Source organism: Dietzia sp. MNB45, assembly GCF_051994785.1.
Taxonomy (GTDB): Bacteria; Actinomycetota; Actinomycetes; order Mycobacteriales; family Mycobacteriaceae; genus Dietzia; species Dietzia kunjamensis.
The window spans coordinates 340,904-353,269 of the sequence record NZ_CP163397.1; the positions used below are offsets into that span (position 1 = coordinate 340,904).

The 12,366-nt window shown below is 72.3% G+C and carries 10 protein-coding genes and 1 pseudogene; 6 read left to right on the top strand and 5 right to left on the bottom strand.

Annotated features, from left to right (window positions below; genetic code table 11):
* Window positions 1-2: 2 nt before the first annotated feature.
* The 3 genes from AB5G72_RS01590 to AB5G72_RS01600 all read right to left on the bottom strand — a co-directional run bounded on the left by AB5G72_RS01590 (window position 3) and on the right by AB5G72_RS01600 (window position 4,183).
* Complete coding sequence (locus AB5G72_RS01590; protein WP_440220787.1) at window positions 3-764, bottom strand: decaprenylphospho-beta-D-erythro-pentofuranosid-2-ulose 2-reductase; 762 nt, start codon at window positions 762-764, stop codon at window positions 3-5.
* A 464-nt stretch (window positions 765-1,228) separates the two neighbouring features.
* Window positions 1,229-2,692, bottom strand: coding sequence for an FAD-binding oxidoreductase (locus AB5G72_RS01595; protein WP_154829372.1), 1,464 nt, complete (start codon window positions 2,690-2,692; stop codon window positions 1,229-1,231).
* Window positions 2,693-2,788: 96 nt separating this feature from the next.
* Window positions 2,789-4,183: a lipase family protein gene (locus AB5G72_RS01600; protein ID WP_440220788.1), complete on the bottom strand. Its 1,395-nt coding sequence runs from the start codon at window positions 4,181-4,183 to the stop codon at window positions 2,789-2,791.
* A 103-nt stretch (window positions 4,184-4,286) separates the two neighbouring features.
* On the opposite strand from AB5G72_RS01600, the gene AB5G72_RS01605 reads away from it, so the two are divergent.
* A complete protein-coding gene (locus tag AB5G72_RS01605; RefSeq protein ID WP_440220789.1) occupies window positions 4,287-5,057 on the top strand; it encodes an ABC transporter permease in 771 nt (256 codons plus the stop codon).
* Between the two features lie 90 nt (window positions 5,058-5,147).
* Here AB5G72_RS01605 and AB5G72_RS01610 read toward each other — a convergent pair whose 3' ends face one another.
* Window positions 5,148-5,330, bottom strand: a complete 183-nt coding sequence (locus AB5G72_RS01610; RefSeq protein WP_067714780.1) for a hypothetical protein — start codon at window positions 5,328-5,330, stop codon at window positions 5,148-5,150.
* A 322-nt stretch (window positions 5,331-5,652) separates the two neighbouring features.
* Between AB5G72_RS01610 and AB5G72_RS01615 the strand changes: the two genes are divergently transcribed.
* From AB5G72_RS01615 to AB5G72_RS01630, 4 genes are read left to right on the top strand one after another with little or no spacing between them, the layout of a single operon-like run.
* Window positions 5,653-6,177, top strand: coding sequence for a GtrA family protein (locus AB5G72_RS01615; RefSeq protein WP_313312580.1), 525 nt, complete (start codon window positions 5,653-5,655; stop codon window positions 6,175-6,177).
* A 5-nt stretch (window positions 6,178-6,182) separates the two neighbouring features.
* A complete protein-coding gene (locus tag AB5G72_RS01620; RefSeq protein WP_440220790.1) occupies window positions 6,183-8,243 on the top strand; it encodes a DUF6541 family protein in 2,061 nt (686 codons plus the stop codon).
* Window positions 8,244-8,268: 25 nt separating this feature from the next.
* The gene (locus tag AB5G72_RS01625) at window positions 8,269-10,140 is read left to right on the top strand and encodes a glycosyltransferase (protein ID WP_440220791.1); all 1,872 of its coding nucleotides are present in this window, start codon (window positions 8,269-8,271) and stop codon (window positions 10,138-10,140) included.
* Window positions 10,141-10,172: 32 nt separating this feature from the next.
* On the top strand, window positions 10,173-10,304 hold the full coding sequence (locus AB5G72_RS01630; RefSeq protein WP_276507517.1) for a hypothetical protein: 132 nt from the start codon (window positions 10,173-10,175) through the stop codon (window positions 10,302-10,304).
* Here the strand turns inward: AB5G72_RS01630 and AB5G72_RS01635 are convergent.
* Window positions 10,301-11,062: pseudogene (locus AB5G72_RS01635) on the bottom strand (IS1634 family transposase); the annotation flags it as partial. The gene AB5G72_RS01630 and the pseudogene AB5G72_RS01635 overlap by 4 nt on opposite strands.
* A 119-nt stretch (window positions 11,063-11,181) precedes the next feature.
* On the opposite strand from AB5G72_RS01635, the gene AB5G72_RS01640 reads away from it, so the two are divergent.
* Complete coding sequence (locus AB5G72_RS01640) at window positions 11,182-12,345, top strand: hypothetical protein (protein ID WP_440220792.1); 1,164 nt, start codon at window positions 11,182-11,184, stop codon at window positions 12,343-12,345.
* The last annotated feature ends 21 nt before the right edge of the window (window positions 12,346-12,366 follow it).

Consider the following 12,366-nt stretch of genomic DNA (forward strand, 5'->3'; position numbering starts at 1 on the left):
CCCTAGAAGGGGAGCTTGCGGAAGATGGGGCGGGGGACGTGCGTGAGCACGGCCATGACCCCGCCGAACGCGGCAGGTGCGAAGACCGCGCCCTTACCGGCTCCGGCGTTCTTCACCGCGATGCGGGCGACCTCGTCCTTGTTGATGGTCAGCGGCGCCTCCTTGACGTTCGCCGACATGCGCGTGCGGACCTGGCCGGGCCGGATGACCAGGACGTCCACCCCGTGCTCGGCCAGCGCGTACCCGAGGCCGGTGTAGAAGGAGTCCAGCCCCGCCTTGGTGGAGCCGTAGACGAAGTTGGAGCGGCGGGCACGGAGACCCGCGGCCGAACTCATGGCGATGATCCGGCCGTAACCCTGCGACTTCATCCGTTCGGCGAGCAACACGCCCACCGAGACCGCGCCGGTGTAGTTGATCTGGGCGATCTGGACGGCCTTGCGCTGGTCGGACCAGAGTTCCTCGTTCTCACCCAGCAGGCCGAACGCGACGATCGCCACGTCCACGTCCCCGCCGGCGAAGATCTGCTCGAACGCGGCCGGGTGGGACTCGGTCGCGGCGGCGTCGAAGTCGACCACCTCCACCGCGCTCGCACCGGCGGCGGTCATCTCCGCGCGCGCGTCGTCGACCCCCGGGTCTCCGGGTAGGCAGGCGAGGATCACGCGCATCGGGCCCTGCTGGAGGTACTCGGCGCAGATGGCCAGGCCGATCTCGGAGGTACCACCGAGGAGGAGCAGGGTCTGGGGGACGCCGACGGCATTGATCATGGGCAGGAGTCTACCGAGGGGGTCCGACGCTGCTGCGCCCCTCACGGGTGGCGGGTGGATCGGGGCGGGAGCGAGGCGGTGTGCGCCGCTGCGCGGTGGCCCGGTCCGGCCGGTCCCCGGCCGCCCGGATCAGTTGATTCGAGGTCGTCCGGGCCCGGCTCGGCGCGGTGCGCGTGGCCGTGGGCGGACCGAGGTGGGCGACGGGGCCGGTCTGCTCGGGGACCGTTCCCACACCGCCGAGGGCGGGGTGGTCACGATCAGGGCGACTGCGGCGACAGCGGCGCGAAGGATCATGGCGGGCTCCATCTCGGACGCCTCGGTAGACGCTCGTGGTCCGGGGACACCCTCCAGTGTGACGCCGGGCCGGGGTCGTGTGTAGCCCCCGCCGGAGGTCCCCCGGCGGAGGCGCGTCGCGGCCGTGGAGCCGGGCGGCGGCGGCGGGGAGGCCCCGCCCCGGTCGACCGTCAGATCAGCTCGAGGCGACGCCCCATGTCGGAGACGAACACGCCGTTCGGGTCGATCCCCCGGCGGGTGGCGATCCACGAATCGATCCGGGGGTACATCGCGTGGAAGCGCTCGGCCGGGACGCGGGAGTCCTTGGCCGTGTACAGGCGGCCGCCCATTGACATGACCTTGGCGTCGAGTTCGTTGACGAACGTGTTGAGACGGCTGTTGATCGGGAAGTCCACGCAGACGTTCCATCCCTCCATGGGGAAGGACAGCGGCGCCTCGTTTCCCGGCCCGAAGAGCTTGAAGACGTTGAGGAACGAGTAGTGCCCCGAGCGCTGGATGTCGCCGATGATCTCCTTGAAACCCTCGACCTCGCCGGGCGGGACGATGAACTGGTACTGCAGGAATCCCTTGGACCCGTAGGCCCGGTTCCACTCGGAGAACAGGTCGAGCATGTGGTAGAACGCCGGCAGTGTCTTGATCTGGTTCCGGGACGTGACCCCGAGCCGGTAGTACACCTCGCCGATGGGGCCGAAGGTGTACTTGTTCGCGAGCCCGTTGGGGAAGACGTCCGGGAAGGTGATGAGCGGCTTGGCGTCCATCGCCAGGGGATTCTTCGCCAGCTTGGGCGCGTATTCCTCGAGCTCGGCGAGGGTGGCCAGCGACCCGCGGGACACGGCGGCCCGGCCGAGCTTGGGGGGCGCGCTGATGGCGTCGAACCAGGCCGAGGAGTAGGTGTACTTCGACTCGGAACCGTCGGTGTGCAGGGCGATCGTCTCGTCGAGCGACCCGGTCTGATCGGTATCGGCCAGGAAGAAGGCGGTCTCGGTGCGGGTCATGGCGATCCACACCTTGAGGATCACGCCGGTCAGGCCGTTGCCGCCGACCGTGGCCCAGAACAGGGTGCCCTCCGGGTCGTCGGCGGTACCGCTCGGCTCCAGGGTCAGCACCCGGCCGTCGGCGACGAGCAGTTCCATGCGGGTGACGTGGTTGCCGAACGAGCCGGCCGAATGGTGGTTCTTACCGTGGATGTCATGACCGATCGCTCCGCCGACGGTGACCTGCCGGGTGCCCGGCAGCACCGGAACCCACAGGCCGAACGGTAGGGCCGCGCGCATGAGCTGGTCGAGGTTCACGCCCGCGTCCACCACGGCCAGCGCCTTCTCGGCGTTGAGCTCGTGGATGCGGTTGAAGTGGCTCATGTCCAGCACGAGACCACCGGAGTTCTGGGCGCTGTCGCCGTAGGAGCGACCGAGCCCGCGGGCCACCACGCCGCGGCGCAGGTGGGCGGGGCTCGACGCGTTGGCGTCGTTGACCGCCGCCACGGCCGCCGATATCTCCTCCACGGACCGTGGGGTGAGCACGTGGCTCATCGCGGGGGAGGTGCGCCCCCAGCCGGTGAGGCGCTTGAGTTCGGTGTCCAGGGAGACGGTGGTGGTGGAGGGCTGGCCGGGGAGGCTGTTCTGGGCGGTGCTCACAGCGTCGAGGGTACCGCTCGACGGCCCCCGACCCACCCTGTGACGGCCCCGGCGTGACGCCCGCAACGCACTCGGCGCGCCGGACCACCGGTGACGCTATCGGCAGCCGGCGGTGAACGGGACCCCGCGGGCGCGGTCGTCGACCCAGTCGAGCGCCGGGCCCACCGCGGTGTAGGCGGCCAGGATGTGTTCGCCCGGAACGGGCGTGTACTCGACGTCGGCGCCGGCCGCGCACCACTCGTCGGCCAGCTGCCGGGCCGTCCATTCGGGGACGAACGGGTCTCCGGGCCCCTGCGACGAGCCCGGGCCGGGCCCGATCGGGGCGGCGGCGTCCCCGTGCCACACCTGCACCGGGCCGGTCGGCACCTCGCGTGGGTCCGCGCCGTGGGCCGGGTCGGCGGTGCCCAGCCGGTTGCGGGCGAGCACCTCCGACACGGTCGGGTCGGTCCGCGGGTCGGTGTTGATCAGCGTCGCCAGCGGGACGGGGAACAGCCCCGACGCGGTGTTGGCGGCGGCACATGAGTCGCGGAGCCCGTGGGCGGCGACGTCTCCGGCGTCACTGAGCAGTGTGTACAGCTCGGGGTACTCGCGGGCGATCCCCAACACGGCTGCCCGGTAGAGCCCGGAGGCGAGGTTGCCGTCCATCGTGTCGAACAATTCCGAGTAGTCGGCGGGGACACCGCCCACGGACGATCCCACGAGCACACCGGTCAACTCGGGCGCGTAGACGGGTTGCAGCTGGGCGGCCCAGCCGGTGGCGATACCGCCGCCGGAGTAGCCGACCTGGACGACCCGCGAGTCCCGGAACATCGGGCCGGCGCCACCGGGTGGGACGAAGGCGCGGGCCGCACGGATCCCGTCGAGGACGGCCCGGCCGTTGGCCCGTCCGGCCGCATAGGCGGCCTTGGGTCCCTGGAAGTCGGTCACGACCAGCCCGTACCCGCGGTCGGCGAGGATCTGCAGGAACGGTGGCATCTCGATGTTCAGCTCGTGCGGCAGCGTGTGCGACGGCATGCACGTCAGGCCGAGGGAATCGATGGTGACGTTGAACGACACGAGCGGTCGCGGACCCGGCCCGGTCCAGGGGGTGGCCGGCTCGATGATGGTGGAGACGATCTGCTGCGCTCGGTCGTGCGACTCGAGACTCTGGACCAGCACCTGCCAGCCCCGGCCGAAGTTGCGGACGTTGTGCGGCGGGATCGTCACCGGCCTCGTGTCGAGGATCGTCCCGGGGGCGGTGGCGGGATCGACCTCGGGCGGTGCTGAGTACCAGGGATCCGGTGACGGGCTGGGCAGATACCGCTCCGGCGTGCGCTCGTGCGGGGGCGCCGGTCGGAACGCCGCCAGCGGATCGGGCAGCGCCGCGAGCGAGGACCCGGGCGCCGGCGCCGGCATCGCGGCGGTGGACGGGACCCCGGCCACCACGCAGGCCAGGGACACGACTGCCGCGGCGACTGCGCGGGCGGGACGGAGGGGACGCCGCGACCTCATGCGCGTACGGTATCGCGCCCCTCGGACATGGCCACGGGGCGGTCGGCACATCGACTCCGTCAGACCCTCCCGATCGGGACGGGCCGGTCGTAGGCTCGCCCACGTGGGGTCGACGATGATCGAGATCGGGCCGGCGTTGGCGGTGGCCGTCGTCCTGTTCGTGGTGATCGGCGCCACGGCGGCGTGGCTGGGCGGCACGGGGCAGGAGTGGGAGATCCCGTGGACGTCGATCCGCGCGGCCGTCCAGCTCGTGGGGCTCTCTCTGATCATCGGGTACGTGGCCGACCGGCTGTGGCTGGTGGCGGCATTCGCGGTGGTGATGGCGTCCGTCGCCTCGTGGGCCGCGGCCCGGAGGCTGGCGCAGCGCAGCGCGCCTCAGGCCGGTGCGGCGCGGGTGACCGTGCGTGATGCGCTGTGGTGCGCGGTGGCGGTGGCTCTGCCGGCGGCGGTGATCGTCCTGGGACTGCTCGCGGCCGGGGTGGTCCGCCCCAACGGACTGTCGGTCATCCCGGTGGTGGGGATCTTCCTGGGCAACGCCATGGCGGTGGCGGGCCTGTCCGGTCGCCGGGCGCACGACGAACTCGCCACCCGTCACGGGGAGGTGGAGGCCGCGCTGTCGCTCGGCTTCACCGACATCCCCGCGCGGATGATGGTGTGCCGCGAGGCGGCGGCGACGTCCCTGCAGCCCTCGCTGGACCAGACGCGCACCATCGGGTTGGTCACGATCCCCGGGGCGTTCGTCGGGATGGTGCTCGGCGGTGCCCGTCCGTGGGAGGCCGGTGTGATGCAACTGTTCGTCTCGACCGGGATCCTCGCGTGTGGCGCGATAGCCCTGGTGGTGTCCACCCGGCTCGTGGCCGCCGACCGGTTGTAGCCGGGAAACGCCTCGCGCGCGACGCCCCCGTGCCGGCCGGTGGGCCGGACGATGGGCGCCGCGCGCGAGAGCGGTGCGGTGGGCTCGCGCTCAGGCTGAGCCGCGGGTGGCCGGCGTCGACAGGACGACCCGACCGGTGGGCGTGTACGACGGCGAGACCGGGCGACGGTTCGGCGTCCGCAGCGGCGATGACGGCGGGATGGCCCGGCCGGTCGGCGTGTACGAGAACGCGGTCGGCGCGTTGTTCATGGCGGGGTTTCGGTACTGCGACATGGGGATTCCTCCTGGTCGGGAAGCGAGCTGCACAGCCGCCACGTCCACTGGTGACGAGACGACGGGCGCTGCTCGGATGCGTTGGGTGGAGGCGACGACGGCTACCCGGGAATGGCGCGGACCTGGTGGTGTGGGCGCCGGGTGAGATGGGGTGGCCGGAACGGATCGCTCCCGCGGAATCGAACGCAGTCGGCGGATGTGCCGTTCCCGGTTCGACCAGAAGCGGGCTGGTGTGCCCGCAGTGGAGAAAGAATTGCACGTCGCAGACCTGATCGCAAGAGGGGTGACGCTGTGCCCTCGGCCGGCGATCTACCCTGGTCGCGTGACGACATCCAGCGGCGGACCCATCCACGGCAGCCCGGCGGACCCGCCGGAGGACTCCGTCCTCGACTCCCTGCGGGGCGCCGTGGACCCCCTCGAGGCCCGCCACGAGTCCGACCCGGCCCGCCCGACCGACCTGAAGACGCAGGTCGTCCGGTTCTTCCTGACCGGCGTGCTGTCGGCGATCGTCGACTACGGGCTCCTCCAGCTGCTCAGGGTCCTCGGCCTGGACTACGGCACGGCCAAGGCGCTGTCCTTCGTCGCCGGCACGCTCACCGCCTACTCCTTCAACCGCCGGTGGACGTTCCAGGCCGAGCCGTCGCGCGCCCGGTTCATCGCCACGATGGGCCTCTACGCGCTGATGTTCGGCGTGCAGTGGGGCCTGTTCATGGTGCTGACACCGTGGTTCCTCGGTATGGACTGGAGCCCGTTCTGGGCCACGACCGTGGCCTACGTCATCGCCCAGGGCGTCGCCACGGTCACCAACTTCATCGTCCAACGGACCGTGATCTTCCGGGTGCGCTGAGCACCGTGACGGTCGCACTCGTCCTGCTCGCCGCGGTGGCGCTGGTGGTGTTGCCGGGGGCGGTGGTCTGCCTGGCCGCCGGCACCCGGTGGCGGGACGCGGTGGCGGCCGGGCCGGCGCTGACGCTCGCGGTGGTGGCGGTCGGCAGCGCGGTCACCGCCGCCGTGGACCTGCGCTGGGGCGTCGTCTCGGCCGGGGTGACGGCGCTTGCCGCGCTGGTCTGCGCCGTCGTCGTGGGTATCGCGTCCCGGGTCACCGATCGGGGGACGTGGCGGCGTGGCGAGGGGGAGTACGACGACGAACCCCGCCGCGGCGGGCCGGGCCCGGGGGTGGCGGACCTCGTCGTCGTCGTCCTCGCGGTGATCCCGGTCGCCCACATCCTCGTCGCCACCCGCGGTCTCACCGCCATTCCCCAGGGCTGGGACGCCATCTTCCACGGCGGCGCCACCCGGTTCATCGCCGAGACCGGGCGGGCCGGTCTGACCGACCTCGCGCCGGTGAGCCAGCCCGCCAACCCGCACTTCTTCTACCCGGACACCTATCACGCGTTCGCGTCGCTCCTGGTCGGGCTGCCCGGAGGCGGCCTGCCGGAGGCCCTGGGCGCCGTCTCCGCGGCGACCGGGGTGGTGTTCGTGCTGGGGGTCGCGGTCCTGGCGGCCCGCCTCTGCGGGGGGTCCCGACTCGCGGCGGTGGCGGCCGCGGCGGTCGCCGCGTCGGCGTGGACGTTCCCGTACCTCGCCCTGGCGCGCGGACCCGTACTGCCGTTCGCGCTGGGCGTCGCGGTGATCCCCGGACTGCTCCTGCTGGGTGAGCACCTCGCCGCCCGTCGGGCGCGGATGCCCGCGCACGCGCTGCTCCTGGGCGCCGGGATGGCCGGGGCGTGGTCGGTGCACCCGTCGGTGGCACTGGCCGCGGCGATCCCGCTCGCCGCGCAGGCCCTCGCCGGGCTGGCCGCCGCTCCGGGCCTGCGCCCGCGGCTGGCGGTGCTGGGCGCGTTCGTCCTGGCCGCCGTGCCCGCGGGGGCGTACGTCGGGTGGTCGGTGAGCATGGTGTCGTCCGGGACCACCCAGTCGCTCGCCGGGTTCTCGTGGCCACGGGAGGTGGGTGTGGCGCGGGCGGTCGCCGCGGTGCTCGACCTCGGTCCCACGGCGGTGGCCTCGGTGGGCATGGCCGTGGCGGTGATCGTGGGACTGGCGACGGCGGTCGCCGACCCGCGGCGGCGTCGCCCGCTCGCCGCCCCCGTCGCCGCGCTCCTCGTCTACGGGACCCTGTACGTCCTGGCCGCGGCCGTCCGGGGCGACTGGGTGCGGACGTTCACCGGCTTCTGGTGGGACGACTTCTACCGGTTCGCGTCGCTGCTCGTCCTGCCCTCGGCGGTGCTGGCCGGGGCCGGCGTGCGGGCGCTGGTTCCGCGCGGGTCGCTGCGCCGGCCGGCGGCCCGGGTCGGCGTGGCCGTGGCGGCGGCTCTGGCCCTGCTCACCGCCTCCGGGCACGCGGTGATGGCGCGGGACCTGACCGCCTGGGGGTACGCCGACGGGCCCGCGGTCACCGCCGACGAGCGGCTCGTGCTGGACGCGCTGGGGGAGAGGTACGACGGCGGGGTGGCCCTGAACGACCCGTTCGACGGCACCGCCTGGGTCTACGCGCTCCACGGGGTGCCGGTGGTGTTCGGGGCGCCGCTCGCCGACGACCCGGTCGCGCAGGTCGGCGCCGACCGCATGACGCTGTACACCTCGGTCAACCGCTACGGTTTCGACCCGACCGTCACCCGCGAGATGCAACTCCGGGACGTGCGCTGGGTGATCGTCGGGACGGAGTCCGTGGGCGGGCCGGGCCGGCCGGGTGGGTTCATCGGGCTGCATCTCAACCCGAACCTGCGGCTGGTGGAGGCCACTCCGGGCGCCCGTCTGTACGAGGTCCTGCCGGTGCCCGCGGACCACCAGCCGCTGCCCCCGCCACCCGGCATCCCCCCGGTGACGCCGCCGGGGCAGCCCCCGAACACCGACTCACCGGTCGTCGAGGCGGCGCCCCGCGGCCCGGGGGCTAGCCTGGACGGCACCGCCTAACCGACTCCCAGGAGCGCATCGCCCCATGGACGCCGCCACCGTGACAACCGCAGACGCCGACACCGGGACCGACCGGCCCGAGCGCGATCTGCTGCTCCAGCGCACCCTGTTCTCCGGCCCGCGCCGGTGGGTCAACGACGACCTGTACTCGCGGATCACGCGGGGCGTGGTGCGCCGCACACGCACCGAGCTGCACCTGGAGCCCGGCGCGATCGTCGACACCAACACCTACTTCGGCCGGTTCGAGGCGTCCTACTGGCAGCGCTGGACCGTCGTCACGGAGCTGACCGTACGGGTGTCGGTGGAGTCCGCCGGGCAGGTCGACGTGCTGGTGCGCGCCTCGGACATCGGCTCCCACGTGCGGACGGTGGAGGTGGTCCACCACCACGGCGACGGTATGGCGGTGTTGGACGTGCCGGTGGACGCGTTCACCGACGGTGGCGCGATGTGGCTGGAGGTGCACGCCGTCGACGCGCCGGCCACGGTGTCGGAGGTGGAATGGAGTACGACGACGACGAGGCCCGCCCGCCGCGCCGCCGTGGCCATCTGCACGTTCAACCGGGCGGATGACTGTGCGGCTACGGTCGACTCGCTGGCCTCGGATCCCCTCGTCGCGGACCTGATCGACGACCTCTATGTCACGGACCAGGGCACCGATCTGGTGGAGACCCGCGATCCGTTCCGGCACGCGGCGGAGGAGTTCGGCGACCGGCTGCACTACCTGCGCCAGCCCAACCTCGGCGGTGCCGGCGGCTTCAGCCGCGGGCTGTTCGAGGCCACCGCACCGGACGGCCCGGGGCCGGTGGACGTGCTGCTCATGGACGACGACGTCCGGGTGGAGCCCGAGACGGTGCTGCGGCTGTTCGCCTTCGCCGCCGTCACCCGTGAACCGATGCTCGTGGGTGCCCAGATGCTCTACCTGTTCAACCCCGACTACCTGCTGGTCTCGGCCGAACGGACGCAGCTCGACGAGCTCCGGGGCGGGTTGGACGCCGACGAGTTCGCGCTGCGTGACGAGTCGGTGGTGGAGAACCGGCAGGAGCGGCGGATCGACGCCGAGTACAACGCGTGGTGGTCCTGCCTCGTCCCCGGCGAGGCCGTGGAGCGGGTCGGGCTCCCCATGCCGTACTTCTTCCAGTGGGACGACATCGAGTACGGCCTGCGCTGCCGCCAGGCCGGGATGCCCACGTGCACCCTGCAGGGTGCGGCGGTGTGGCACGCGGACTTCTACTGGAAGGACGGCGACGACTTCGGCCAGTTCTTCTCCCTGCGCAACTCGCTGACCACGGCGGCGGTCCGGCAGGGGATCGAGCCGAAGGACATGGCCAGGAACCTCGCGCGGAGCGTCCTGCGCGCGGTGGCGGCCATGCAGTACGGGCTCGCCGCCACCCGCCTGCGCGGGATCGAGGCGTTCCTCGACGGGCCCGACGGCACCCACGGCGTCGGTGACGGCGGTCAGGCCGCGCTGGCCGCGATCCGCGCCGAGCGCGCGCGGTACCCGGAGACCGCCAAGCTCGGGGTGGAGGCCCTGCCCGCCGGGATCGGTGTCCAGCGCAAGGTGGGGATCCCGAGGGAGGACCGCGAGGACCAGGTGCTCGCCAAGCGGCTGCTCGTGCAGAAGTTGGGCCGGCAGCGCCGCGGCGTGGTGGCGATCCCCTACGAGGACGCGGCCTGGTGGCACGTCTCCCTGTTCGACGAGGTGTACGTGACCGACGCCTCGCAGACGGGGGTGCACCACCGCAAGGTGGACCCGGCGCGGGCCACCGAGCTGCAGAAGCGGCTGGTCGCACTGCTCTCCAGGTTCGTCCGGGAGGCCCCGGCAGCCCAGGAGCGGTGGCGTGCCGCGCAGGCCGAGCTCACCGCGCGGGAGAACTGGGCGCGGCTGTACGGACTCTGACCCGCCGTCCGCTCGCCGCCTAGGGTGGCTTGATGGTCGAGATCGTGCTGACGGTGGTGGGCGTGGCGCTCATCGTGGTGGTGTTGATGGACGTGTTCCACACGCTGATGCACCCCGGGGGCACCGGGTACCTGAGTCCCTGGCCTGAGTTCCACAACTTTTAGTGCCCCGCGTTGATGGCGTGGATGAGGTCTCGGGTGGTGTCGTCGATTGTGGGTTCGGCGATGAGTTCCTGGTCGCCGACGGTGACGACGATCGTTCGCAGTGGCTGAAGGGTTTGGACGATCTTTTTGATCGTTGTCCCGGTCTGGTGCTGGAGGAGGCGAGCTACGGCGAGGGCGGCAAAGACCACCGTCAGGTGCGCTTCGATCGAGTCACGCGTGCGGTGGAATACGGGACGTGCCTTCAAGTCCGACTTGGCCATGCGGAAGGACTGCTAGACCTTCCACAGGTCGTGATACGCCGCCACGACGGCATGGCCGTCCATCACGGCCGGGGCGATGTTGGTGACGTAGCCCTTGTATCCGGCGGATTGGCGGGCCCGCTCGATTGACGCCTCGTCGAGAGCGACGCTCTGGCCGGTGATCTTGACGAACCGCTGCTTCTTGAGCGGTTCCGACCGGTCAGCGACCCTTTGGGCGCAGTCGATCTGCGCGTTGAGCGTGCGCCGATCCCTCTGGGCGCGTTCCCACTTGTAGTGCCACACCACCCGCCGCTGCCGCCGATCGCGGCCTTGGCCCATCGGGCGGGTCAGCTCCACAACCTTACCGTCGTCGATGGCGTTGCCGCGGCGGCCGAAGTGATCCTCGAGCTCCTTTGGGGCCTTGGAAGTTCGGGAGCCGACGATGAACGACAGCCCGGCGTCCTCCAGAGCATTGATGTTGGCCCCCGAGAGCATGCCGGCATCGGCCACGACGACCATGTGTGCGTGTAACAGCGGTGGGTCGTGAGATTCCACAGGTGTGGCGTTCTCCACAGACGCCGCCCGGAAGGCGGCTTCCCGGCCCGGGAGCGACGGATCCGTGCGCCACAGTGACGGGTATGGAAATCCCAGATGCGTCCCGTGCCCGAGTCCTCGATGCGGGAGGACGCGGTGCGGAAACGGTGGCCGGCGACCCACCACCGCCGGGCAGAATCCGCAAGGGCGCGCAGGGCGCGCAGGGCGCGCAGGGCGCGCAGGGCGCGCAGGTCGCGCAGGTCGCGCAGGTCGCACGGGGCGTACGGGGCGCTCTGCCACCGGGCCCGCTGACCACGGCCGAACTCGCCGTCGCGGTACCGGATCCCGCTGACCGCGCGCGCTATCGGCGGATCTGGCACGGGATGTACCGGCGGGAGGACCAACGGGACGATCTCCGCATGCGCAGCGTCGCGCTGGCGCGGACCTGGCCCGGAGGGGTGCTGCGCGGGCGCAGCGCCGCCCTGCTGTGGGGCGACGACTCCGCGCCCGCGGACGCGCCACCCGAGATCTGGCTGCCGTCGACGCGCAGGTCGCGTCCGGGCAGGGTGTACCGCTACGATTCGATGCCCCCGTCCGCTGTCACGGAGATCGACGGGTTGCGTGTGACCACCCCGCTGCGGACCTGCCGGGACCTGGCCGGAGATCTGTCGTTCGAGGACGCGGTCGTCGCGGTGGAGCGGCTGTGCGGGATGCTGCCCGAACTGCCGGGCCAGTTGTCGGGCGCCGCCGGGCATCCCGCCGGGCGTGGTGCGAGGGCCTTCCGTGAGGTCGCCGGGGCGGCGGATCCGCTCTCGGGATCGGTCGCGTCGACCCGGGCCCGGCTCGAGTTGGCGGCGGCGGGGTGCGGGACGTTCGGGCACGGGCACACGGTCCGGCTGGGGCACTTCACGGTGGAGTTGCCGCTCGCCGATCCCTTCGACCGGTGCGTGGTGTTCACGCCCGGCGGGCGGGCCCCGTCGTTCGGGAGACCCGCCGAGCGCTACCGGGAGCACTTGCGTCGGGCCGGATGGACGGTGATCGTCGTCCGAGGACCCGTCTCTCCGGAGGGGGCCGCGGCGCCCGCTCCGTCCGCTGTGCCCGCTCCGTTTGCCGGGCCAGCCGCGCTCACGCCTCCGGGAGGTCGGGGGGAAGGGCACCGCGCGGCGGCGGTGCTGAGGTCGCGCTGGCCATCGACGGAGGTCCGGTCCCCGTTGCGCGAGGACGGCGCGGTGGATCCGCACGGCATGTGGTCCGGCAGCCCCTGGTGAGGAAGCCCCGGTGAGGCCCGG